Source organism: Brevibacillus humidisoli, from assembly GCF_020923435.1.
Taxonomy (GTDB): domain Bacteria; phylum Bacillota; class Bacilli; order Brevibacillales; family Brevibacillaceae; genus Brevibacillus_E; species Brevibacillus_E humidisoli.
In genome coordinates, this window is record NZ_CP087263.1 from 834,944 (window position 1) to 857,454 (window position 22,511).

At 46.2% G+C, this 22,511-nt stretch carries 24 protein-coding genes, 2 tRNA genes and 2 pseudogenes; 15 read left to right on the forward strand and 13 right to left on the reverse strand.

Annotation, left to right across the window (positions count from 1 at the left end; genetic code table 11):
* Window positions 1-85 precede the first annotated feature (85 nt).
* The 4 genes from LOK74_RS04110 (at window position 86) to LOK74_RS04125 (ending at window position 1,721) form a co-directional block, all read left to right on the forward strand.
* On the forward strand, window positions 86-235 hold the full coding sequence (locus LOK74_RS04110) for a hypothetical protein (protein WP_230045332.1): 150 nt from the start codon (window positions 86-88) through the stop codon (window positions 233-235).
* A 387-nt stretch (window positions 236-622) separates the two neighbouring features.
* Window positions 623-1,183: a phosphatidylglycerophosphatase A family protein gene (locus LOK74_RS04115; protein ID WP_230045333.1), complete on the forward strand. Its 561-nt coding sequence runs from the start codon at window positions 623-625 to the stop codon at window positions 1,181-1,183.
* Window positions 1,184-1,515: 332 nt separating this feature from the next.
* Window positions 1,516-1,592, forward strand: a tRNA-Ile gene (locus LOK74_RS04120).
* Between the two features lie 53 nt (window positions 1,593-1,645).
* Window positions 1,646-1,721: transfer RNA gene (locus tag LOK74_RS04125), tRNA-Val, on the forward strand.
* Between the two features lie 99 nt (window positions 1,722-1,820).
* On the opposite strand, the gene LOK74_RS04130 is transcribed toward LOK74_RS04125, so the two are convergent.
* From LOK74_RS04130 to LOK74_RS04145, 4 genes are all read right to left on the reverse strand, one after another.
* The gene (locus LOK74_RS04130) at window positions 1,821-3,389 is read right to left on the reverse strand and encodes an IS1182 family transposase (protein ID WP_230042947.1); all 1,569 of its coding nucleotides are present in this window, start codon (window positions 3,387-3,389) and stop codon (window positions 1,821-1,823) included.
* A 293-nt stretch (window positions 3,390-3,682) separates the two neighbouring features.
* On the reverse strand, window positions 3,683-4,840 hold the full coding sequence (locus LOK74_RS04135) for a site-specific integrase (RefSeq protein ID WP_230045334.1): 1,158 nt from the start codon (window positions 4,838-4,840) through the stop codon (window positions 3,683-3,685).
* A 125-nt stretch (window positions 4,841-4,965) separates the two neighbouring features.
* Complete coding sequence (locus tag LOK74_RS04140) at window positions 4,966-5,157, reverse strand: helix-turn-helix domain-containing protein (protein WP_230045335.1); 192 nt, start codon at window positions 5,155-5,157, stop codon at window positions 4,966-4,968.
* 40 nt (window positions 5,158-5,197) lie between these two features.
* Window positions 5,198-5,992: a helix-turn-helix domain-containing protein gene (locus LOK74_RS04145; RefSeq protein WP_230045336.1), complete on the reverse strand. Its 795-nt coding sequence runs from the start codon at window positions 5,990-5,992 to the stop codon at window positions 5,198-5,200.
* Between the two features lie 1,232 nt (window positions 5,993-7,224).
* On the opposite strand from LOK74_RS04145, the gene LOK74_RS04150 reads away from it, so the two are divergent.
* Window positions 7,225-7,554 (forward strand): helix-turn-helix domain-containing protein, encoded by a 330-nt coding sequence (locus LOK74_RS04150; protein ID WP_230045337.1) that lies wholly within the window; start codon window positions 7,225-7,227, stop codon window positions 7,552-7,554.
* Window positions 7,521-7,976 (forward strand): IS3 family transposase, encoded by a 456-nt coding sequence (locus LOK74_RS04155; protein WP_230045338.1) that lies wholly within the window; start codon window positions 7,521-7,523, stop codon window positions 7,974-7,976. Before LOK74_RS04150 ends, LOK74_RS04155 begins: the two co-directional genes overlap by 34 nt.
* 58 nt (window positions 7,977-8,034) lie before the next feature.
* Here the strand turns inward: LOK74_RS04155 and istB (LOK74_RS04160) are convergent, their stop codons facing one another.
* Genes istB (LOK74_RS04160) through istA (LOK74_RS04175) form a run of 4 tightly spaced genes read right to left on the reverse strand, consistent with a single transcriptional unit; the run spans window position 8,035 to window position 12,367 of the window.
* Window positions 8,035-8,814, reverse strand: a complete 780-nt coding sequence (gene istB, locus LOK74_RS04160; RefSeq protein ID WP_230042330.1) for an IS21-like element helper ATPase IstB — start codon at window positions 8,812-8,814, stop codon at window positions 8,035-8,037.
* Complete coding sequence (gene istA, locus LOK74_RS04165) at window positions 8,811-10,001, reverse strand: IS21 family transposase (RefSeq protein WP_230045339.1); 1,191 nt, start codon at window positions 9,999-10,001, stop codon at window positions 8,811-8,813. The genes istB (LOK74_RS04160) and istA (LOK74_RS04165) overlap by 4 nt, the downstream gene beginning before the upstream one ends.
* A gap of 57 nt (window positions 10,002-10,058) precedes the next feature.
* Complete coding sequence (gene istB, locus LOK74_RS04170; protein WP_230045340.1) at window positions 10,059-10,811, reverse strand: IS21-like element helper ATPase IstB; 753 nt, start codon at window positions 10,809-10,811, stop codon at window positions 10,059-10,061.
* A 2-nt stretch (window positions 10,812-10,813) separates the two neighbouring features.
* Window positions 10,814-12,367 (reverse strand): IS21 family transposase, encoded by a 1,554-nt coding sequence (gene istA, locus LOK74_RS04175; protein ID WP_230045341.1) that lies wholly within the window; start codon window positions 12,365-12,367, stop codon window positions 10,814-10,816.
* 277 nt (window positions 12,368-12,644) lie between these two features.
* Between istA (LOK74_RS04175) and LOK74_RS24170 the strand changes: the two genes are divergently transcribed.
* Window positions 12,645-12,821, forward strand: coding sequence for a hypothetical protein (locus tag LOK74_RS24170; RefSeq protein ID WP_420908724.1), 177 nt, complete (start codon window positions 12,645-12,647; stop codon window positions 12,819-12,821).
* A complete protein-coding gene (locus tag LOK74_RS04180; protein WP_230045342.1) occupies window positions 12,811-14,121 on the forward strand; it encodes an MFS transporter in 1,311 nt (436 codons plus the stop codon). The genes LOK74_RS24170 and LOK74_RS04180 overlap by 11 nt, the downstream gene beginning before the upstream one ends.
* Window positions 14,122-14,233: 112 nt before the next feature.
* Here LOK74_RS04180 and LOK74_RS04185 read toward each other — a convergent pair whose 3' ends face one another.
* Window positions 14,234-15,442, reverse strand: a complete 1,209-nt coding sequence (locus LOK74_RS04185) for a chromate transporter (RefSeq protein ID WP_230045343.1) — start codon at window positions 15,440-15,442, stop codon at window positions 14,234-14,236.
* A 444-nt stretch (window positions 15,443-15,886) separates the two neighbouring features.
* Between LOK74_RS04185 and LOK74_RS04190 the strand changes: the two are divergent.
* From LOK74_RS04190 to LOK74_RS24030, 5 genes and pseudogenes are all read left to right on the forward strand, one after another.
* Window positions 15,887-16,928, forward strand: a pseudogene (locus LOK74_RS04190) (L-lactate MFS transporter); the annotation flags it as partial.
* Window positions 16,926-17,786 (forward strand): annotated as a pseudogene (locus tag LOK74_RS04195) (2Fe-2S iron-sulfur cluster-binding protein); the annotation flags it as partial. The pseudogenes LOK74_RS04190 and LOK74_RS04195, both read left to right, overlap by 3 nt.
* 43 nt (window positions 17,787-17,829) lie before the next feature.
* Window positions 17,830-18,006: a DUF1641 domain-containing protein gene (locus LOK74_RS04200; protein WP_230045344.1), complete on the forward strand. Its 177-nt coding sequence runs from the start codon at window positions 17,830-17,832 to the stop codon at window positions 18,004-18,006.
* A gap of 27 nt (window positions 18,007-18,033) precedes the next feature.
* Window positions 18,034-18,303, forward strand: a complete 270-nt coding sequence (locus LOK74_RS04205) for a heavy-metal-associated domain-containing protein (protein ID WP_230045345.1) — start codon at window positions 18,034-18,036, stop codon at window positions 18,301-18,303.
* A gap of 5 nt (window positions 18,304-18,308) precedes the next feature.
* The gene (locus LOK74_RS24030; protein ID WP_255679492.1) at window positions 18,309-18,434 is read left to right on the forward strand and encodes a hypothetical protein; all 126 of its coding nucleotides are present in this window, start codon (window positions 18,309-18,311) and stop codon (window positions 18,432-18,434) included.
* Window position 18,435: 1 nt separating this feature from the next.
* Here the strand turns inward: LOK74_RS24030 and LOK74_RS24485 are convergent, their stop codons facing one another.
* The gene (locus LOK74_RS24485; protein WP_478213054.1) at window positions 18,436-18,657 is read right to left on the reverse strand and encodes a DUF6199 family natural product biosynthesis protein; all 222 of its coding nucleotides are present in this window, start codon (window positions 18,655-18,657) and stop codon (window positions 18,436-18,438) included.
* Between the two features lie 262 nt (window positions 18,658-18,919).
* On the reverse strand, window positions 18,920-19,363 hold the full coding sequence (locus tag LOK74_RS04210; protein ID WP_230045346.1) for an SgcJ/EcaC family oxidoreductase: 444 nt from the start codon (window positions 19,361-19,363) through the stop codon (window positions 18,920-18,922).
* A 657-nt stretch (window positions 19,364-20,020) separates the two neighbouring features.
* Between LOK74_RS04210 and LOK74_RS04215 the strand changes: the two genes are divergently transcribed.
* The gene (locus LOK74_RS04215) at window positions 20,021-20,578 is read left to right on the forward strand and encodes a dihydrofolate reductase family protein (protein WP_230045347.1); all 558 of its coding nucleotides are present in this window, start codon (window positions 20,021-20,023) and stop codon (window positions 20,576-20,578) included.
* 25 nt (window positions 20,579-20,603) lie between these two features.
* Here the strand turns inward: LOK74_RS04215 and LOK74_RS04220 are convergent, their stop codons facing one another.
* Window positions 20,604-21,407 (reverse strand): metallophosphoesterase, encoded by an 804-nt coding sequence (locus LOK74_RS04220; RefSeq protein ID WP_230045348.1) that lies wholly within the window; start codon window positions 21,405-21,407, stop codon window positions 20,604-20,606.
* A gap of 95 nt (window positions 21,408-21,502) precedes the next feature.
* On the reverse strand, window positions 21,503-22,024 hold the full coding sequence (locus LOK74_RS04225) for an AAA family ATPase (protein ID WP_230045349.1): 522 nt from the start codon (window positions 22,022-22,024) through the stop codon (window positions 21,503-21,505).
* Window positions 22,025-22,316: 292 nt separating this feature from the next.
* Here LOK74_RS04225 and LOK74_RS04230 point away from each other — a divergent pair, with 292 nt between their 5' ends.
* On the forward strand, window positions 22,317-22,496 hold the full coding sequence (locus tag LOK74_RS04230; RefSeq protein ID WP_230045350.1) for a hypothetical protein: 180 nt from the start codon (window positions 22,317-22,319) through the stop codon (window positions 22,494-22,496).
* The last annotated feature ends 15 nt before the right edge of the window (window positions 22,497-22,511 follow it).

Genomic DNA, 22,511 nt, shown 5'->3' on the forward strand with positions numbered 1-22,511 from the left:
TCCATTTGTGTAATTTTAAGCGCGCTCCTGTATATTCCTCGCCCTACGGGCAAAACTGTAGGGAGGACAGGAGGTGTTAGCAGCGATGAAAACAGCTTATATGATGACGTATTCATTTCTTGCGATTCTCATGCTGTCATTCTTGGTAGTTGCGATCATTCTGGCCCTGCGAAGAGTCGTATCCAACGAAGCATACGCGTCCCCGCGTGGCGACGAGAATCAGCCAGAGGAGTAAGATCTCTTCCGGAAGATAGGCAGGGAACATGGGACACAGGATAAGCTTGCCCATCCGAGTGGAAATACATGCAAGCGATGATGAGGCTCTGTGAATGAGCCTCTTTTTATTATACATATGTTGTGGTTGATGCATAGGCTGCGGACTATGCGAGGAACATGCATAAGCTGTCGACTTCCTGCTGTGAAACTTTGCAGCCAGCGTATCGTAAATAGATGATAATACGGTTGGGACAAACCTCCCTCTGAAGCTTTTAGGCTTTTATTGAGACGGAGGGACGTTCTCGGGGATTGTTGGCAAGTGTTTCAAAAGTTGTCGCAATTCTTACGCACTATGATACTATATAGGAGTATGACTTCACGCTCTAGGGAAGGAGTTGTCTTCTTCATGAAGAAACCAGTACACAGCAAAGAAGTCAAACAAGCAGCGCTGCAGCGCCTTAACGATCGCGGAGTGACGATTGAAGATATCGCTGAGATCGTTTATCTGATGCAGTCTCCTTACCACCCTGACCTCACGATGGAGCCCTGCATTGCCAGCGTACAGGCTGTATTGGAAAAACGCGAAATACAACACGCTATCCTCGTCGGCGTCGAACTGGACGTGCTTGCCGAAAAGGGGATGCTGTCGGAACCACTGCAAACGATCGTCGCTACCGATGAAGGCTTGTTCGGCTGTGACGAAACGCTCGCACTGGGCTCAGTCTTCGGATACGGAAGCATCGCTGTCACCACCTTTGGCCATCTGGATAAACACAAGGTCGGTGTCATCAAACGTCTGGATACCAAGACGGCTGGCGGCCGAGTCCACACGTTCCTCGACGACCTGGTCGCCAGCATCGCCGCCAATGCCTCCAGCCGCATGGCCCACCGCCTGCGCGACGAACAGGAAGCAGAAGACGCCCGTACGACTGAGCTCGCCGGCGGCGCTTCGGAACAAGCGGGCTAAGGCATGGGGAGGACGATAGGGCGTTTCCGCATGTGGTACGGTGACTTTTTATCTGAACTGAAGTGACATCATATCTGCAGTAGCATCTTATCGGAAGCGTCAGCAGAAGAGTCTCACTTGAGTGCTACGCATAGGAATCTTAGCTGAAGAATCGTATCGGATGAATTGTATCGGATGAATTGTATAGATGAGTCGCACCAGTAGTCAGTCTACCAGCCATTCTCTTTTTTACCACGAAGAAGAGTCTGGCTTTTTTTATTTTCCTCTTGAATTTTTGTTTCAAATAGGTTATATTTATTTTCGTGACGTTTTAAACAAAGCGCGTACACGAGGGGCCCTTAGCTCAGTTGGTTAGAGCGGTCGGCTCATAACCGATTGGTCGTAGGTTCGAGTCCTACAGGGCCCACCAGTAAAAATGGGCCAGAAGTTGTCTGGCAGGGATAGATTGATATTTTTAAATGTGATCCGGTAGCTCAGTTGGGAGAGCACCATCTTGACAGGGTGGGGGTCGCTGGTTCGAACCCAGTCCGGATCACCATACATAAGAAGCTGAAGAGGGTGTCCCAAAAGTAAACTTAGGAACGACCTCATCAGAAAAAAATTAGATAAGTCTCGGAAGAAACAAAAAACAAAGGAGCTAAGCGACCTGTTCTCGCTTAGCTCCTTGTCTTTGGGCGTCCACTGCAGCCTTCTTGAGCAAATTGTGGGCAAGGGAAAGCCACCCGACCTCCAGACTTACTTTCGGTAAGCCTCGAAGCAGGAACCTTTTGAACCCTCGATTGTTCTTCATAGCACCAAACACGGGCTCCGGCTCAATCATGCGCCTCACTGCCAGGGCATACCCTTCTTCGCTGCGGAGCTTCTGCTTTGCTTGGTTCTTTAGCCGCAAATACTTCATGCTGACTTTGACTTCGCGATTGCCTTGGGCTTTCGTACACTGAGACTTCAACGGACAGTCCTCGCAACCGGCGCTTCTGTAATGACGGTACACGATTTCGTATCCACTTTCCGTTTTCTCCTTGCTCTCTCTTCGGAAATGGAGGGTTTGCCCCGCTGCGCATGTCCACGTATCTTGCTCACTGTTATACGTCCAGTTGTCGATCTTGCTGATGTCCCTTTGCCATGCCTTGCTTTTTTCGCGGTGATACGTGCTGTATTTGACGATGGCTTCGACTTCGTTTTGTTCGAGATAGTCATAATTCTCTTCGCCGCCATAACCCGCATCTGCGATGACGCTTCTCGGTAGCTTTCCGATCTGCGCCTTTACTTTTTCAAGATGAGGGATAAAGCAGCGCGTATCGGTCGGCCGCTGATGCACACTGTAGCCGACAATGAATTGATTTTCGGTGCCAATCTGCACATTGTAGCCAGGTTTGAGCTGGCCGTTTCGCATGTGGTCTTCCTTCATTCGCATAAAGGTAGCGTCAGGGTCCGTTTTGCTGTAACTATTTCGAGTGCCTAGTATCTTCTCATGTGTTTCATACTTTTGGAGGCGAGGAAGCAGGTCTTTGCGGATGGTGCGAACCGCCTTCTTTAGTGGCTTGTCTTTTGGCTTCTCCTGCAGGCGTTCCTCCAATTGCTTGACGGCATGCTCCAGCTTTTCACTTGTGAGGGTAGAGGACTCGCCCAGCTCGCGAAGATCTTGGCCCCCGTGCGCTCCTTCTTCTTGCTTTTCGGCTTCCTCAATGGTGGCAAACAAGGTCTTCACTTTCTCCTGGAGCTTGGCTTTGTGCTTGACGACAGCCTTTCCCCAAACAAACGTATACCGATTCGCATTGGCTTCGATCTTGGTACCGTCCACAAAGTAATGCTCCAGCTGCACGTAATTCTCCTCGACCAAGAATTGAAGAATGGCGGTAAACACAGTCTCCAGTACGGGTTTCATTCGTTCCGAGCGAAAGCGGTTGATGGTGCGGAAGTCCGGACGTTGTCTGCCTGCGATCCACATGAACATTATGTTTTCACGGACGGCCTTGGCAATCTGGCGAGAAGAGTAGATGCGCTGGGTGTAGGCATAGATGATGATTTTGGTGAGCATCTTGGGGTGATAGCTGTCTCGTCCGCCTCCGGGGTAAGCCGCGTCAAAGATGGCGTCGTCGAGACGATTGACAGCGGCGTTGACCACACGAACGAGATGATTGGCGGGAATGTCCTCTTCTACATCCATTGGTAAACAAAGTTGATCCATGGTATATTGAATGTACAAAGAAACCACTCCTTTTGTATGTGTTGGGTCGCACTTACATTTTACCAAAGGATGGTTTCTTTTTGTTTTTCTAGATTGAAAAAAAAGGGGATCCCTCAGCCATTATTCATGGCTTTTGGGACACCCTCTTTTTGATTTTGATGGTGACTGGTTGAACAGGGTAAACCAGCAAAACACCCCGTCTGGTCAAGAATTGGTCAAGATTGATCTTGAGGTCAATAGTGGTCTATCAGCGTTGCTGAAGTTGTTTCTGAGCATAAAAATAGACCGTTCTTCTTGATTGAAGATACGGTCTATTTTGCATTCTCGATTGAGTTGTTATTACTGTTTGTGCCACCGAACAACATCCTTCCAAATTGCTTTGCTGTTTCCTTCTGCATGCTAGGGAGCAGATGGCTGTATGTGTCCAGCGTAATACGAGTATCTGCATGACCCAATCGCTCTGCAACGATTTTGGGATTGGCTCCCTGCTTCAACAGCAGTGTTGCGTGGGTGTGTCGTAAATCATGGAAGCGGATTTTGGAAACATTGGCTTTCTCGATAGCCGTATTGAATGCCCGACGAATGTTGCCTGCATTCGTAGGAGTACCGATTTCGCTGCATACAACCAGGTCGAGATCGGTGTATAAATTAGGGCCAGCCGCCAGCTTTTCCTTTGCAATTCGTACCTTGTGCTTCTTTAATTCAGCGATGGTCTCATCAGGAAGATCAATTGTCCTGGTGCCTGATTTTGTTTTTGTGTAAGGCAGTATTTCCTTTCCGTCATGACTCAGTATTTGCGTGACACGCAGAAAGCCGTTTTCAAAATCGATGTCCTTCCACTGCAACGCAAGAATCTCTCCTTGCCGCATTCCAGTCGTCACTGCGAGCAGAAAGGCAATGTAATATCGGCTTCCCTTGGCATGCTCAAGGAAGGAAGTGACTTCAGGAACATCCCAAACCTTGACCTGCTTTTTAGTTGCCTTTGGACGATCAACCAGAAAGGCTGGATTCTTTGGGATGAGGCCCCAGCGTTCAGCTTGTTTCAGCGAAGCGTTGATCAGCGTATACACTTTTTGAATGTTCTCATCAGATAAGCTTTGATCTTTAGTCAGTTTTGTCAGTAACTGTTGAATCATCATTGCATTCAGTTTTGACAATTCAACATTACCCAAGGCTGGGATGATGTGTTTGTTCACAAGCCAAGTATAGGTTTCCAGTGTTTGCTTTTTCACTCTCGTTTGCCTGTCTTCCAACCAGCGTTCGAGATACTCTTTGTACAGAATTTTTGAAGGTTTAACATATGTTCCCTGGTTAATGGAATGTTCTAGCTCATTCATGGCTTTTATGGCTTCTTGCTTCGTTTTAAACCCACGTCTTTTGATCTGCTTTTGTTTTCCATTCTCCTTTTTGCCAACGGTCAACACAAAGTACCAACTTGAGCCGTCCTTTTTTACTGTTCTTCCAGCCATCTGAGATACCTCCCTAAAATTTTGCGTGCAGTCAATCGAATAAAAAAATGGTGAGCTACGTGAGCACACCGTTGGTCAATCGTTCAAAGCGACCACCCCCTTTCAATAATCACGATTGATTTAGATTAACTAGTTGATCCTTTTAACCAAGCGAGGAATACGCTCTTTGATACCATGATTCTCCGACCCGCTCTGGCAACATGAAACTTCCCAGAATTAACGAGTTCATATGCCTGTCTCCTTCCAATACCTAAGATTTCTTGAATATCACTAACTGATAAGACGGAAGGGTAATCTTTGATTTTTTTCTTGTCCATTATTCTTTACCTCCTAATGTTACATTGATTCTGTTTCGGTTCATTTTCTACGACTTAATTTTCTGATGTCATCGTTCTGGTTCAAATTTGCTGTCTCCTTTTTTCCGTTTAGGTGTTCCAATAGTCTGGCGGTATATTTTTCTCCGACCTTATTCAGATTGTTAAACATGGATTCCCATTCACTTTTCGGAAACCAGATATCATACATTGGTAAGTCTCGTACTTTTATATGTCTGTCAGCCAATGCAACTGCCGATACTCCGTCTGTTAAGGGAAGGTGTTCGGGATTAATAAGTGAATCTGTAGTTTCCAAAGCATTAATAAACTGTGCTATTACATGTCTCAAATAAGGTATTGAATACTTTTCCTTCGATCTCGTGTTGAACAAAAGCTTTCGGTCACCATTGCTTGATTCCAATTGAGCGTATACGACCAATATAAACTCATTTTCTGTAAAGGGATTAATGTCAATGGGAATGTAAGCATCATCAATGAGCGTACTCACATTATCGGGCTGTTCATCGTGCTTTCTATGGATAACGATTGGTTTATACTCTCCCTCGTAAAAGTCATCGAAAAAGATATCCATGTTCACATTGAAGTCTCGGCTAATTGCCCGAAGTACTTTTGAGGGAACATCCTTAGATTTGCCTCGTTCAATATGAGTAAGGGTTGGCTGTGAAATAATTTTGATGCGGTTTGCAACGCTGTTGCCACTGAAGCTTGGCCCAAAATTCTCATGCAAAATTTCTCTTATGTACCTAACCCTAGGGCCGATATCAAGTCCTGCCAATTCAGCATATTGGGTTTCATTAAGTACGATTGAATCTTTCATTTTGTACCCTCCAATGACCTTTGTTGTTTGTTATTATACGAAAGGGTTATTTAATTATCAATAGGTTATTTACAAATTTATAATCAATTGCTATCATGAGTTTCAAATCAAATTGTTTGATGAAATTGTCTGTTATACGTGTAACAACTATGTCATGGATGGCACAATGGAGGGATACCACTTATGTTCGACACCGTAAAGATAAGTACACCGTTCTTTCTAACAGAACATGAGGAGAAGCGTATAAAATGGACGAGAATCAATTCAACGAGACAGAAGAAGTCCGGAAGAGGAACTACATATTTTAGGACGCTCGAAGGTAAGAAAGAGGGCGACCCGTATATTCTGTATGTAAGCAATGAGAAGACCGGACAGTCATGGTTAAAAGTCGAAGTATCGATTCCGAAGCTTTTGCGTGGGAGCAACGTATACGAAATATCGGAATCAGATTTGAGGAACTTCTTCATCTTTTTGCGGAAAATCCTGTCTGTGAAATTAAAACTGCCAGTAAGTCGAATTCCCCATGTTGAACAATGGGAAGTCACCAAGTTACATGTATGTAAGAACTTTAACGTCGGCAACCATGTACAGCATTACCTCAAAGCGTTATCTTGCATGCATCGTCCCAGATATCAGACAAAATCAATCAATGCAAAGGGAAGTATGGAAATAGAAACTGTTTATTGGGAAGCGGGCCGCCGCCGCCAAAAAGCATACGACAAGGAAGCGGAAATTCGAAAAAATATTAAGTGTAAAAAGAAACACTTACGCAGAGCCAACGGGATTCTGAGGTACGAGTTAGAATTAAACAGAGCGGAAATACGTCAACAAAGCAACTTTCGAAAAGCTAAGGATATCCTTAACGCAAACTTTGCGAGGGAGGTGCTGCAAAGGAGGCTAGGAGAGTTGGGAGTAAATCGTCCAATACAAGCTTCCTCAATTTATAGTTTTATTGAGAGAATACATCGAAGTAAACTTAGCAACAAACAACAAACTTCGTTAATCGCATTCATCTCGGAATTGTATCTATTTGGAGAAAAAGCATGTAAAAAAAGATACCCACATTCTTCATTTCACAGGAATTATCGGAAGTTAAAGGAGATTCTAAACATGGAGAAGATAGTATTTACAGAAATAAATCTCCCTCCGCTTGAAGTGAAGTGCACCCCTTAAAGTAGACATTGGAAAAACCCCTAGGGAAAACCGATGTTACTTTAGGGGGTGTATTCTTTATGGCATTCAAAGGGCAAAAGTTCAAGCATTATCCAGAATCACTCAAGATGGAAGCAGTCCGTCTACATGTGGAAGAAGGCTGGAGCTACAGAAAGATTGCGGATCATATGGAAGTTCAGGACAAGGATCGTGTTAAGGTTTGGATGAGAAAGTATCGTGAGGATGGGCAGGCTGCATTCGAGAATAGACGAGGCAATCCACACAAGGTGGAAACGGAGCAAGAGCGAGAAATTAGACGTTTGCAATTAGAGGTAGATGTCCTAAAAAAGTGGTTACAAATCTTGAATCGGGAGGGTTGCAAAACCGACACCTCGTTGTCGATGAACTGAAGGATAAGCAGAGCGTTAAGGAACTTTGTGCTTATTTAAGAATAAGCAGAAGCGGTTATTATGCCTATCTGAAGCGTAAAACGAAGAATCCAGACGGAGAACTGAAACGCAGGATCATGGCGATCTACGAGCAACGGAATAAGACTGTAGGCTACCGGCGTATTCAAGACGAGTTATGCCGTCAGTATCAAATGATCGTCAATCATAAGAAGGTTCTGCGTCTTATGCAAGAGCTAGGCATAAAAGCAATTATTCGTCGTAAGTATGTCCATCGTACAACTCGTGAAGCAGCGTTATCGGACGGAAGGATTGCTGAGAATTTGCTGCAACGGGATTTTACGGCAAGTGCTCCTAATTGTAAGTGGGTGTCAACTGCAAATGAAAATTCCCCATTATCTGCACTTGAATTTTCCCCATATTAGGCAATAGGTTTGTTTGAATAATGCCCCCCGAGGGGGGCTGGCGGCGGGAAAATTCCGTTCATTCGGTTTTATCTTCAATTGTCTCTGGTCGAAAGAAACCAGCTTTTTTCTTCTCCTTTATGCGATAACTTTCTCCTTTAATGTTGATGGTGTGGGAGTGATGCAATAATCGATCAAGGATGGCGGTGGCAAGTACCGTATCTCCAAATATCTCTCCCCACGAACCATAAGACTTGTTCGAGGTAAGAATAATCGAACCAGATTCATAACGCTCCGAAACGATTTGAAAGAAAAAATGAGCTGCCGTTTCATCCATCTTGCGATAGCCGATTTCATCAATGATCAGTACATTCGGCTTAATAAAAGCCCGCATTTTTTGTTTGATACTATTGTTTTGATGGGCAATCTGAAGTGTCTGAACCAAATCGTGAGCAGTTGTAAAGTAAACTGTCAAACCTTGCTTAATGGCTTCCAGAGCCAATGCAACAGACAAGTGGGTCTTTCCGACTCCTGGCGGACCCAGCAAAATGAGATTCTCCTGTTGGTGCACAAACCGGAGGGTTGCCAAATCACGAATCCGTCTTTCATCTACGGAAGGCTGGAAACTGAAATCGAATTGCTCTAATGTTTTATGGTAGGGTAAATGAGCCAATCGTGTCTTCATTCGAATAAATCGATCCCTCTTGGCCTTGATTTCCTCTTGCAAAAGCTTGTCCAAGAACTCCAAATACGATATATTCTGAGCAGCAGCTTCTTCTGCGTGGTGGTGAATAATTTCCGGGATTCGTACCCATCCCATTTGCGAAAAGGCTTCTTCTAAACGGGACTGGAGCATCATTGTACGATCACCTCCTCGTCAGCAAACTGCTCGTAGACTGATAAATCACGTTCCACCACTTCAGGGCTTGGATTTGAAACCAGACGCGGCATAGGTTGGGGAGCCTTCACGCGACTTTGGGTTTGAATCCCCTCGAAGTGTTTTTTATTGGTTACGACTTGTTTGGAACGAACTGCTTTTTGATGTTCAGCGATAATCGTGTTGCCCTGATAGATCCGGATATGACCATTCTGGAGATCTTGTACCTGTACCGTATGACCAATATAGGTATAGGGTACAGAATACCTGCTTCCTCCGTAAGAAACGAGCAAATCGTTGGATACTCTTCGAGTATGCCGTTCTACTTCTTCGAACGGAACCGGGTTAAGCGGCTTCAACTGTTCATGTTTCCATCGATCTACCGGCTTTTCATGTGTGGTGCCGTGAATCCGTACATTGGCTACCGTATCCAACCAATGGCGTACTTGTTGATTCAAGTCACTCAGGCTGGTAAACGACTGTACGCGAGGCCAAAAATTCTTTCGCACATAGCCAACACCATTTTCTACTTTCCCTTTTGTTCGTGCACGGTAGGGGGCACAACGCCGGAGGGTAAAGCCGTGATGACTTGCAAACTGAGAAAAACGTTCATTCCACAATACATGGCCTTGGTCGTCGTAACCTGCAATGACGGTTTTCATATTGTCGTACAAGCATGTATCCGGTCTGCCTCCAAAGTATTGCATGGCACGTAAGTGACAGCCGATGAGGGTATCCAGCCGTTCGTTCTCCGTAAATTCCACATACAACATTCTCGAGTATCCCAAAACCATGACAAAGGCGTATAGTCGTTTATATCCACCATTCCATTCCACTTTGAAATGTCCCCAGTCTACTTGCGCTTGCTTACCAGGTGTGGTTTCATAACGGATCGTTGCCTTGGAGGTAACGACGGGGCGCAATGGTTCCATGAAGGAACGAAGGAGTCTAATTTGTCCTGAGTATCCCTGGGCTCTAATTTCATCAAACAAGACAACAGCATTTAAGCAGCCTTCTTCCATTCTCGCTTTGATATAGGGTTTAAATGGATCGAGGATGCTTGCTTTTTTGACGGTTCGCTGGTATTTCGAAGGTTCATCTCTCTTCAGCCACTTACGGATTGTTTTTCGATCCCTCCCTAATTCGTTCGCAATTTGCGTGGTACTCATTCCTCTGTAACCGTCAAGCCCTTTTGAACAATTATTGCTAAGTAATATTGAACAGTTTTAGCTTGCGAAAATAGTCTGCCGGTACTTCAGACGATAGCTGTCGCCACTTAATTGGATGACCTCGCTCTTATGCAAGATCCGATCCAGGATCGCAGTGGTGATCGCCTGATCTCCCAACAGTTCACCCCAATCCTCCGGCCCTTTGTTTGAGGTGAGGATGATTGAAGTTTGACCGTACAGCTTATTCACAAACTGAAAAAACAGATTTGCTTCATTCCGGTCCATGGCCATGAACATCAAGTCATCCAATATGACCAGATCAGAGTTATGAATACGCCGGAGCTTATACTGGGACGATCGGGAAATCTCTTGTGTCTTCAGTAAGTGAATTAAGCCATCCATCGGCACGAAGCTCACTTTGCAGCCGTTATGTAATGCCTCTACGCCCAATCCGATGGCGATGTGCGTTTTCCCTACCCCGGGAGGCCCGAGCAGGATGAGATTGTAATTCTGCTCAAGCCATAGAAGTTCCCGTAGTTGCTGAAATTGGCGTTTGCTTATGGATGGTTGTTCTTCTAAACGAAACTCATCCAGCGTCTTCACTTCAGGGAAGGACGCCCATTTATAACGTCTGGCGAGTTGCTTTTCTTCTCGTCGGACTAATTCATAACGGAGCAGCCGTTGCAAAAACTCACTGCATGTCCATTGGTGTTCTTCAGCCTCCATTAAGCTTTCATCAATGATCTGGGCCGCTTCCGTGAGGTTGAGTGTTTTTAAGCTTTGTTTCAGGTGTGTTATGGTCTCGTTCATGTTTAGCCTCCTCTCAAAATGCGCCGGTAGATCTCCACATCACGAATTTGAGGCTTGGCTTTCCATTTGGCCGGATCCACTCCGCTCAGCTGTGTAACATGGCTTCGATCCGATGACGTTTTTTCGCAAGAATTTGAGAAGTGGTTCACGGCATCAGCAAAATCCACGGCTCTGTATAATCGGTTGGCCACACAGTAACGGAGAGCCTGATCCACGGCTTCTTGAAATGCCTGATCCAGCGTTTTTTGAATGAGTTGGAGCTGATCACGGGTATACCGCGGATGCAGCCGGCGAATCTCTTCCAGATAAGATGAAGCCAGATCAGGATCAGGAAACTGTCTCCTCACACTTTCAAAGTAAGCAGCAATGCCCTTCTGGCGATCTCGCCGGTGATTCGTGTTCTGGATGAGCTGGCCCCGCCTCTGTGAGCGTTCATGTTCAGCGATGATTTCACCGGTATCCACATCGTGGATTTGAAGCGTGGACTCATTGACCCGGATCCCAACTTCTTTCGAGGTGCCATCATACGTCCCGAGGGGAACGGAATACCGACTCCCTTCATACCAAATGGTGTTGTCCTTCCGCACAGTCCTTGTTATACTCGTACTAGGAGTTTGCATTTTTTCTGGGACCGGGCGAAGATGTTGCTTCTCAAGGGCGAACACTTCGGCTGGTATTTTTTTGGTCGTATGATGGATCAGCGCATTCCCTGTCCGGTCTAACCAAGCCAAGCAGTCCTCATTCAACTTATCCACGCTGATGAAGATCCGATGGCGTGCAAAATTTCGTTTGACGTATTTCACGACATTTTCGATGCGACCTTTGCTCTCGGGGTCTTGTTTTCGGCACATGTGGACATGAAAGCCTCGATGACGCACATAGACCGCAAATTCGTGGGTCAGGATTAGATTCCCGTAATTTTCACTGACGAGCAGCAGATGATCCTGATCATAAACGATTTCTTTCGTCATTCCGCCATAATATGCAAAAGCTAATTCATGAGCATCGATCACATCCTTCGTTACAAATGGCCGATCTTGCCAATGAACGAATTTCTGCCTGGAATGGGAGAGAACGAACGTCATGAACCAGCACTTGACTAGATTCCCTTGAAGGTTCTTCATTTTCATCTCCCCAAAGTCCACCTGCATTTGTTCACCCATTGGAGGATCGGGAATGGCTTCATACTGCCTTTGCTGTACCCTCTTTGGGATCCCGTACATCTTCCGCATCATCCGGACATAGCTTCTCACGGTACTTTCCCCAACTTCAATGTCTGGATGGTGCTCTTTTAGCCAATCCCATATTTGAGCGGCAGAGAGGTCGGGGTACTCCCTCAACCACTGAATGATTCGCTGCTCATAGGGGTCTAATTTCTTTTTCCTTGTCTCCATGCCTTCCATGAATTGTTTGAATTCATCTGGATTCATGCTCAAGTATTTATACACCGTGTTCCTCGAGACATTTAGTTTTCTAGCAATTTGTGAGATCTTCAATCCCTTCGCTTTCATCTGATGAATGGAAAAAAACATATGCCACCTTTCTAAGCGTTTCATACTCTTCCTCACCCATGATGATTATTCTAAGATGAATGATAGTTAGGGGAGGAAGGAGCGTAAAGTGTTCATTATTATCTAGCGATTTCTGTTGTCTATATTCTAGCGGTTACATCCTCTTTGTTTCATGTCTTTAATCAAGTAAAACTCCCCATTCTTTAGCATATTTCTCTCCTCCAGGGAGAGATTTTCTGCCGAAAGTGGGGAATTTTCAAGTGCCGTTATTGAGGATTTTAACAGTGCCGTTCACAAAGAATTAGAGAAGCATCTAGCATCTTTGCCAGCCAACAAGGAGATTGTAGCTTACTGCCGTGGTCCGTATTGTCTCATGTCCGCTAAAGCGGTTGAAATCTTGAGGACCAGAGGCATGAAAGCTTCTCGCTTAGAGGAGGGCGTGCACGAATGGCAACATTTTGTGAAGCATTCGAAAGGTGGTTTTGACGTTGTCAAGTGAACACAAAAGCATATTAATAGGATATTTACAACGCTACGTTGATTCCCCAGATCTGCAGAAACTCCTATATAAACGAACTTTGCTTATCGTAGTCCTATCACAAATTTTTGGTGGTGCAGGACTTGCCGCAGGAGTGACCGTAGGAGCACTTCTTGCTCAGGATATGTTGGGGACGGACAGTTTTACAGGGCTTCCTACCGCATTGTTCACCCTTGGTTCTGCTATGGCCGCACTGCTTGTTGGGCGACTTTCTCAACGTTACGGACGTCGCTCGGGTCTCGCGATAGGCTTCTTGGCAGGAGGTATAGGTGCCATTGGAGTAGTATGTGCGGCAGTAAGTCATAGTATAGTACTTCTGTTCGCTTCCCTTCTTATCTACGGTGCAGGTACGTCTACCAACTTACAGGCTCGTTATGCAGGTACAGATTTGGCGAAGCCTACTCAGCGGGCAACAGCAGTCAGCATTGCAATGGTTTCTACTACACTAGGCGCCGTTGCAGGTCCAATCTTAGTGGATGTAATGGGCAGATTTGCGGAATCGCTCGGTATCCCTGCCTTAGCAGGTCCTTTCATATTAGCTGCCGCTGCTTACATCCTTGCTGGTTTGGTATTTTTCGTGTTTCTCCGTCCAGACCCATTCTTTGTCGCAAAAGCGATCGCCGACACACAGGCAGCTCAGAACAACCAATCAGAAATGAAGCTTCATGCACCGGAAGTGAATAACCGGGGACTGATTGTCGGGGCTACCGTAATGATTGTAACCCAAATAGCCATGGTCGCCATAATGACAATGACTCCAATACATATGAAGCATCACGGTCATGGTTTGGGTGATGTAGGGTTAGTAATAGGGATCCATATTGGCGCGATGTACCTCCCATCACTGGTAACAGGTGTTCTTGTTGACAAGGCAGGACGAACGGCAATGTCAATTGCATCAGGTGCTACTCTACTTGCTGCAGGCCTTGTCGCAGCATTTGCGCCTGCCGATTCGCTGATCGTACTGATCATCGCCCTCGCGTTGTTAGGACTTGGTTGGAACCTTGGATTCATCAGCGGCACCGCCCTCATCGTGGACTCGACGAATCCAGCTTCTCGCGCAAAGACGCAAGGAACGATTGATGTCTTGGTTGCTTTGGCTGGAGCATCGGGTGGAGCGCTTTCCGGCATCATTGTAGCTCATTCCAGCTTCTCAATCCTCTCCCTCTCAGGAGGCTTCCTCTCCCTTTTGCTGATACCTGTTGTTTTATGGTCGCTTAACAGCCGAAAAGAGAGAGCATTAGATCATATGTCAGCGTAGCAGAACCGAGCAGGGAAGATAAAGCAAATCATGCAATCAGTTGGCCAAAAAAGTGAGTCCCGGCTTGCCGTTTCATCCATTTTTTCTGATATCAGGGACCTCGAGGGGAATATCACATGTACGCTATCAGTGTTCCACCTAATGCACCGGTAAGCACGACAGCCCAGGGTGGCAGCTTCCAGAAAACCAGCATCCCGAACAAAACAGCAGCAAGGGCAAAGTCTATGGGAGCAAGGATGGAACTCGTCCATATCGGATCATATAAAGCTGCAAGCAAGATCCCAACCACTGCGGCATTTACTCCCATCAGTGTTCCTTGAATTTGTGGCTTTCTGCGAAGTGTATCCCAAAAGGGCAGCGTACCAATCACTAAAAGAAAAGCTGGTAAAAAAATCGCGATCGTAGCGATGAATGCGCCCACCCAACCATTCATGACGGCACCTACATAAGCAGCAAAGGTGAACAATGGGCCAGGGACAGCTTGGGTCGCACCATATCCGGCAAGGAAGGATTCTTTGGTTATCCACCCTACGGGGACAACCTCCCTTTCAAGTAATGGCAAGACAACGTGTCCTCCGCCAAACACGAGAGAACCGGCTCGGTAAAAGCTGTCAAATACAGCTAACCATTCAAAAGAGGAGAAACTTCTTAAAAAGGGGAGCAAGAATAATAACCCAAAAAACAGAATTAAACAACTTACAGCGAAAGAACGGCTTACTGGAACACGTATTTCAGGAAGATCGGGAATGTTTGGATTCTTATAAAGAAAAGTACCTATCATTCCTGCTAGTACAATGATGAGAACCTGACTTGCTGTTGTCGTCCATACCAACGTAATGATCGCGGCTACAATCGCGATAGTAGCTCGTTCGCGATCAGGAGTCAGTTTTTGTCCCATCCCCCATACAGCGTGGGCCACAATCGCGACGGCCACAATCTTTAACCCATGAATCCAACCGACGTTTCCAACATCAACTCCTTGCAACAACAACGCAAATAGGATAAGTGCAATGACAGATGGCAAGGTAAACCCGATCCAAGCCACGATTCCCCCAAGCAATCCTGCTCTCATCACACCGATTCCCATTCCCACCTGACTGCTTGCAGGGCCGGGTAAGAACTGACATAGAGCAACGAGATCAGCATAACTCTTCTCGTCCAGCCATTTTCTACGACGAATATACTCCTCATGGAAATAGCCCAAATGGGCAATAGGACCTCCAAATGAAGTGAGTCCAAGTCTTGTCGAAACGATCAATACTTCTAACAGAGAACGAAAGGAAATCTTGCTTTGTTCTTTGGTTAACGATTCTCTATCCATATTTTTCCCTCTCCCTTCTGGTACGGTTTTATATGATGCGCCCCTCATAAATGAGCCATCACCACCTTTCAGGGCTCTTCCTTAGCATGATGGAGGATATGTATTTGGGAAAATCCAAGGAATCCTCCACACAATGGTTCATTCCTCTCACTCGGATTAAATCCGTTTGCTGCCAAACATGGGCACATATATCATTCTATGCGAACCGCTCATGTGGGGAAGGGATACATACAAACATCCTGTCCGCTATGCTTTGGTCTTCCATTCCTACTGATTGTCTCTTCGGGAAGATTCAGAGAATTTTTGGACTAAAGGCGTTATGATTCCATCCATACTGATGGAATTTTTTTCCTTTGATTTTCGTTTCATGTACTTCCTTTCATAAGGATAAATCGGATCGTCCATATTACTTTCATACCAATCATATAGTATAGGGAGTTTAAAATGAAACAGAAAAATCGGTGGCTGATTGCTCTTTCCGCGGTGGCTATTCACTTATCGATTGGCTCCGTATATGCCTACAGTGTTTATAAAAAACCATTAACGGCGGCACTGGGTTGGGACAGCACAGATGTGGCCTTTGCGTTCACTATCGCCATTTTTTTCTTGGCTTGTCGTCTGCCTTGTTTGGGCGGTTTGTCGAAAGACGGGGACCTCGGTTTTCCGCCCTGGTAGCGGCGGTGTTGTTCGCCGGGGGAACGATTGGAGCCGGTCTTTCCATCGCGGCAGGATCTCTTTGGGGTTTTTATCTCACCTACGGGGCGCTTGGTGGTTTGGGTCTTGGGATTGGTTACATATCACCGGTCTCCACGCTTGTCAAATGGTTTCCCAACCGGCGTGGGCTGGCGACAGGGATGGCTGTTTTTGGTTTCGGTGCAGGCTCGATCATTACCGGTCCAATCGCAGCGTCTCTGATGGAGAGAGTGGGAATTCCCTCCACCTTTTATATACTAGGATCTTCCTACCTTATTTTGATGTTTCTGGGTGCTTTCTACATAGAAAGACCGCCGGAGGGGTGGATGCCTGCAGGGATGAGAAAGGAGAAAGAAGCAGGCGGTGTTCGGGTACAAGCAGATTTGGCTCAGCTTACCGCCAACGAAGCTGTCAGGACAAGACGGTTTTGGATGCTCTGGATCATGATGTTTATTAACATTTCCGCGGGCATGATGCTGATCTCCGTCGCATCCCCGATGGCACAGGAAAAAGTGGGAATGACAGCCATTGCTGCAGCCAGTATGGTCGGGTTGATGGGCATCTTTAACGGCGGTGGACGGATCGGATGGGCAGCTACTACATCGGTCGCGCGAACGTCTACTTGACGTTTTTTATCATTCAGCTAATCGCCTTTCTCGTCTTGCCTGTTGTCACCCATGCCATCTTGTTCCAAATTTTGATTTACATCATTCTTACGATATACGGTGGAGGCTTTGCATCGCTTCCCGCTTTCATCGGAGATTTGTTCGGCACCAAACAGTTGGGAGCGATTGCGTTTTCCATTCAAATCAACGATAAAGCGTTTCGGGCAGAAAAAGGGCAGACCATTCTTGACGTCGCCATGTCTCAGGACCACTACATACCTGCGGTTTGTTACCATGCTAACCTCGGTATTATCATGACATGTGTCACCTGTTTTGTAGAAGTGGACGGTGAACTGAAGCGAGCCTGTGCAGAAGAAGCCCGTCCCGGAATGGTAGTCAATACCTTGACCGAACGGGCGAAGGAAGCGCAGCTTGAGGCCATGTCCCGCATCTTGAAAAACTATGAACTGTACTGCACCGTTTGTGACAACAACAACGGAAACTGTGTGGTTCACAATACAGCGGAATTTTTGCAGCTGGATCATCAGAAATATGAGTTTACGCCGAAACCGTATCCACCGGACAACTCCCATCCCATGTATCGTTATGAGCCGGACCAATGTATTCTATGCGGCAGGTGTGTGAAAGCCTGCCAAGATCTGCAGGTAAGTGAAGTGCTCAGCATTGAGTGGAATCGTGAGCATCCACGGGTCATCTGGGATGATGATGTCCCGATCGATCAATCGTCGTGTGTTTCCTGCGGACACTGTGTAACCGTTTGTCCATGCAATGCATTGATGGAAAAGACGATGCTGGGAGAAGCCGGATACATGACGGGTATGCCCTTTGACGTATTGGAACCGATGATCGATTTGACCAAAGAAGTGGAACCTGGTTATAAGGAAATTTTCACCCTCTCCGAGTTGGAAGCAAAGATGCGGGAGTCGCGGATCAAACGGACAAAAACGGTGTGTACCTACTGCGGGGTAGGCTGCAGCTTTGAGATCTGGACCAAAGGGCGGAAAATCCTGAAAGTGGAGCCACAGGTGAAAACTGGATCCGGAACAGCTGCAAAAGATGTTGGCCGGTGTGACTGGCGGACTGGAACGTTCCGCTGAACGCATGCAGGACGACAAGCAGGTCAGCCTCTGGGGATTAGGAAAAACGTTGCGCGATCCAGATATCAGTGCATCCCTATCCACGATGCTCGCTTTTATGCAGGGTATGGGCGAGGTGTTTAACAAAGAGAAAGGAGCCGCCCAATGATTGTAACGCACTAAAGAGGTGATCAGGATGATGACACGAAACATTGTTGTCCAGGGGATGGCGGACCAACAAGATGCTGATAAAGTGAGCCATGCACTCCGTGAAGTTTGGGGGATTCGCAAGGTTGACGTCAGTCTGGACAAGGGAGAAGCGACGTTTACTTACGATGAAAACGCCGCTTCTTTCGAGGATTTTCAGCAGGCGATTCTCGACTGCGGATTTGAGATCTACACCGAGAACGGCAAGGTAGAGGAAAGTAAAATCGATATGGGTAAAGAGCAAGCGGAGAAAGGATGAGCTCTATGCCGAGAATTTGTGAGGTTTGCGGCAACGAAGAAGAATCACGGTCAGAAGAGAGCCAACAGGTGATTCTCCATGTCTGTGACAACTGTATCCAAGACCGGCAGCCGCCTTTGATGGATTCCTGATTTACCAGCCGATTAGCAACCCGACCAGCAAGATGAAAAAAAGCCCGGCGGACACGATGCGAAGCATATCGAAATAAAACTCTGAGGGCTCCTCCCGTTTCGTATACCACTTATGAATATGATCCCACATAGCGCGAGGATATAGAGCGATAAATCCGGTAAGCAATAAAAAGAAGAGATACAACATGAATTCGAAAAAAGATGTTATGTTTATTCCCAACATGATCCCCCCTTATCTTGTTTTTACGGATTGGGACTGAGACGGTTTCATTGTTTTCAACCAAAGCCCATGATCTATCGTGCGACCAAAAGCGGAGACCTTCCTGAAATGACATCGTGATCCAGATACGAAAAAAGAAACAGCGGCCGTTGAGGGACGTGAAAACAAAGTCCCCAATGGTTGCTGTTTTCGTAAACGAATCTGTTAGCTGGCTTCATCTCGTTAGTAATTCTTTTGCGTAACTTGCACGAAGGGAGCCGAGTGGTCACGTCAATAATGCTCGCAACTCTTCCGTCATCTGTTCGACTAGCTCAGGTCTTCCATGAAACTGAGCCGGAGTGTTTTGGAAAAGCTGGATTCGCCATTTGCCATTGTGATGCAGGACAACGAGGGTGTGATGTGTATTAGCCGCAGGATTGATATCGGATTGTCCACGAGGAACCATACCTGCAATAGCACGCAGGATCGCTGCCTTTGCGTCCAGTATTCGAACACCTTTCACTTTGCTCACAAATCGAGCGGTGGGATGATCTCGGAAAATGGGGTTGAGGTGTGAGTAAATCTCGTCCTGCCCAATCGCTTGACTCCCGTCAAATCCGATAAGCTCACCTTCCTCCAAGAACAACTCGGCCATTCCACGAGCATGTTGGTTGTTCCACGCCTCTAACAGCTGTCTGTAGAGAGCTTCAATCTCATTGGAAACATCCATGAACCGTTCCTCCTAACAATGTCACAAGGATTATTCCCGTTCGCATCATACAACTGCGATAAATAATCCGGTTCTCGCTGACTGATGTCTAACAGGTATTCCTTACGCAAGGAACGATTGACCACTTTCACTTTGTAATCATCTTGATATTCTACTGACGTATTGCTATAGGTCTGAAATAACCATTCGTTATCGTACAGTTTCCGCGGCTGATTGCGCAAATAGGAATATAGGTTGTTGTACGTGTAGCCGCCGCTCCCTCCGGCGTCCAGGCTGATCAAGATGTCATCCACTTTGTCGCCGGTAAAGTCCCCCAAAAACAAAGTAGGATCATTTGGAAACGAGAACTGCTTGATGGATTCTCACCAGTTCATAACGGTATCTGGATATAGGATAACCATTCATGCGAATCGCCCCGCTATTCATTGTTGTTTGGCATATCTTATGCCTAGACCGGGGGAAGTGTCAGCTATTCTGATGGGCTTTACTCGATTCTGATAAATGAATGCCATAGGGGATGCGGGAGTGGTGCATACTCCTTGACGATTTGAAGAAACGGTAAAGGGGGATGTCAGCAATCTATAAGAAATGCTCGAATCGATGACATGCTATAGTAATTTTAAGTGTGAAATAATTATGGATCGGAGCTGATAGACCATGGGAAATATCGTTTTGACCATGCAAATATCGCTGGATGGCATTGTATCGGATGAAGATCAGTGGATGACGTTAAGCGAGGAGATCCTCCAAGATTATTTGGAGTATTACCAAACGGTTGATACCATTATCGTTGGAAGCAATTCCTACTCCTCATTGGCGCGGTATTGGGAACAAGCGGAGCATTCATCCGATTCGTTGGAGCGAGCCATTGCCAAACGCATCAACGAAATCCCTAAAGTGGTGATTTCACGCTCAGAAGTGGATGTAATATGGAGGAATTCACAGCAGCTTGTTGTAAAAGACGCTCATTCTCTGCAGCGTGAACTGGAACAGCTGAAAACGCGGGCAAACAAAATTTCCGTAGAGAGCGGAGTGAAAACGTGGCAGCTCTTTATTCAAAACGATCTTTTTGACGAACTGTGGCTGCTCGTCCATCCAGTGATCGTTTCTCGGGGGGAGAGATTGTTTGCTCTTGCTGAGAAGCAGTCTCCCCTCCATTTGAGGAGTACGAAAGCGTATCAGAACGGTGTAGTTGGCTTGTACTATCAAAAATAACTAGTCCCAGTTCTGTCTGCTACGATCATGCATTGCTCAGATCATCCAGAGAAACAGTTGGTTTTTGTGGGTCAAACAGGGCAGGCAATTCAACCGAATCGGCAGAAGAGCCTTTTACAGATGTATAGTTGATTTTTCCTCCCCCGAAGGACACGCTTAACAAGCGATTTCCGTATACCGCTCCTGTATCAATTCCCAACTTGTTTTTCAATCGTATGCCATGTTTCGAGGCAACATGTCCGAACACATGGTACGGATGATTCGCTACCGCTTCTGTTTGCAGGAAATTGAGTTGTTCTTGCAAATCCTTGTCTCTATCGATCGAGAAATTACGCTGTTTCTTTCGTGACTTGGAATCCAGCTTCCCCAAATACTTGTTGGAGCAAGGGGCGTGAGTGACGTAGAAAGAGCTGTTTCTCACACCGACATAGCGGTAAAACTCTACTGAATTCTCAACAAGTTGGAAGAACAGTTGCTTCAGTTCTTCGTTCTTCTCCAATACACGGATAGAGGCAAAATATGTTTGAATCAGCCCGTCAGCATGATGGGGTGTTGACAACTCACCTTTTAACACTTTGTAGACAAAGTTCTCATGGTTTCCTTTTACCAACTTGATGAGATTCTTGTTCAGATGGATAAAGCGGATGATCTCTTCGGTGTTGTTTCCTTTGTCAATGAAATCTCCCACAAGAATAGCGAATCGCTTTCCGGGTTTTGGATTCGGGATCAGCTTGTCCCCTTCCAAAGAAAATCCTTTTTTCTGGAAGAGATTTTTGAGAGCTTTCACGTCTTCATGAACATCTCCGACAATGAAATACTCTGCATCCACGGGAAGAATCGCCTTGAGATATGTTTCCAAGTTTTCGATTTCTACTTTGTAGCTTTCGTTTGCTTGAAAATCTTTGTTCAGGAAGTCCCTGCTTTTTACCCGGTGAATCTGACGATATTGTTTTTTTGCAAACTTGGCATCACTTCCATTCTCAACCGGCGAACATCCTTTGCAATCAGGGAGCGATTTTTTGTCTCCTCCAGGTAATACTCTCCTGCATCCTTGTAGTCGAACAGAATCACTTCAACATGGTAGTTGTTTTGTTCTGCAATGTGGCAAACCTGATTGCGAAACTCCTCGGATAGACCTTTTGTATCGACAACGACAAACTCCGCATTGATCGGGAAAGAAGTGACTGCTCGAAGCTTGCACTCTAGCAAGTCGAAAGCCTGCTCACTTGCTTCCATCATGACTGCGTCATCCTTGTCATACGCATATCCCAGGATTTCTCGACGAATATCATCGGATGAAATCACTTGCACATTGGTTCGATAATTCTTTGCCGGATCGTAGAACTGCAACTGTGGTACAAGAACTTTATCGCTAAACGTTGACTTTCCACACTCTGTAGGTCCTACAAGAAGAAATACAGTATGAAGAGACGTTTTGATCAGCATGTCAGCATCGACTCCCTGTTTTGCTTACGAATCGCTACACCTTGAGTCGTTTGAATCCCGTCTAGCCATCGCCGATCCCAAAGAAATCACAGCGCACCGCATCTCCCCACAAGGACTTGATCCATGCTTGGAAGTCGGCTGTGTTCATTTCCCACTTGAGCCCACTTCACCATATTACCATTCTTCTGGGTGGACTTCTTCATAATTATTCCTTTAATAACCCTTTTAGGAAGCGGGCCGATCATTGATTTGAAGAAGCACATATGAAGAAAGGGTGCTTCAGGAGGTCAGCATGGCTCGGGATCAGGCTTCTGGTATGGCGGGTCAGGGGGATCGGCGTCCGGCGGTTGGAACGATGGTTCTGGCGGATCGTGTGATTCCAGTGGCTGGAGTGGGTCCTCTGATGAAGGAGAAGGTGGGTGTGACTAGAGCCTTCGTTCGACTAACTCGGGTCTTCTATGAAACTCCCTAACAACGTCAGAAGGGT

Bases quoted from the DNA above. Each gene is read 5' to 3' on its own strand.
- LOK74_RS04110 (WP_230045332.1), top strand. From the start codon at position 86: ATGAAAACAGCTTATATGATGACGTATTCATTTCTTGCGATTCTCATG.
- LOK74_RS04115 (WP_230045333.1), top strand. From the start codon at position 623: ATGAAGAAACCAGTACACAGCAAAGAAGTCAAACAAGCAGCGCTGCAG.
- LOK74_RS04135 (WP_230045334.1), bottom strand. From the start codon at position 4,840: ATGGCTGGAAGAACAGTAAAAAAGGACGGCTCAAGTTGGTACTTTGTG.
- LOK74_RS04140 (WP_230045335.1), bottom strand. From the start codon at position 5,157: ATGGACAAGAAAAAAATCAAAGATTACCCTTCCGTCTTATCAGTTAGT.
- LOK74_RS04145 (WP_230045336.1), bottom strand. From the start codon at position 5,992: ATGAAAGATTCAATCGTACTTAATGAAACCCAATATGCTGAATTGGCA.
- LOK74_RS04150 (WP_230045337.1), top strand. From the start codon at position 7,225: ATGGCATTCAAAGGGCAAAAGTTCAAGCATTATCCAGAATCACTCAAG.
- istB (WP_230042330.1), bottom strand. From the start codon at position 8,814: ATGATGCTCCAGTCCCGTTTAGAAGAAGCCTTTTCGCAAATGGGATGG.
- istA (WP_230045339.1), bottom strand. From the start codon at position 10,001: ATGAGTACCACGCAAATTGCGAACGAATTAGGGAGGGATCGAAAAACA.
- istB (WP_230045340.1), bottom strand. From the start codon at position 10,811: ATGAACGAGACCATAACACACCTGAAACAAAGCTTAAAAACACTCAAC.
- istA (WP_230045341.1), bottom strand. From the start codon at position 12,367: ATGAAACGCTTAGAAAGGTGGCATATGTTTTTTTCCATTCATCAGATG.
- LOK74_RS04185 (WP_230045343.1), bottom strand. From the start codon at position 15,442: ATGGATAGAGAATCGTTAACCAAAGAACAAAGCAAGATTTCCTTTCGT.
- LOK74_RS04205 (WP_230045345.1), top strand. From the start codon at position 18,034: ATGATGACACGAAACATTGTTGTCCAGGGGATGGCGGACCAACAAGAT.
- LOK74_RS24030 (WP_255679492.1), top strand. From the start codon at position 18,309: ATGCCGAGAATTTGTGAGGTTTGCGGCAACGAAGAAGAATCACGGTCA.
- LOK74_RS24485 (WP_478213054.1), bottom strand. From the start codon at position 18,657: ATGTTGGGAATAAACATAACATCTTTTTTCGAATTCATGTTGTATCTC.
- LOK74_RS04210 (WP_230045346.1), bottom strand. From the start codon at position 19,363: ATGGATGTTTCCAATGAGATTGAAGCTCTCTACAGACAGCTGTTAGAG.
- LOK74_RS04215 (WP_230045347.1), top strand. From the start codon at position 20,021: ATGGGAAATATCGTTTTGACCATGCAAATATCGCTGGATGGCATTGTA.
- LOK74_RS04225 (WP_230045349.1), bottom strand. From the start codon at position 22,024: ATGCTGATCAAAACGTCTCTTCATACTGTATTTCTTCTTGTAGGACCT.
- LOK74_RS04230 (WP_230045350.1), top strand. From the start codon at position 22,317: ATGGCTCGGGATCAGGCTTCTGGTATGGCGGGTCAGGGGGATCGGCGT.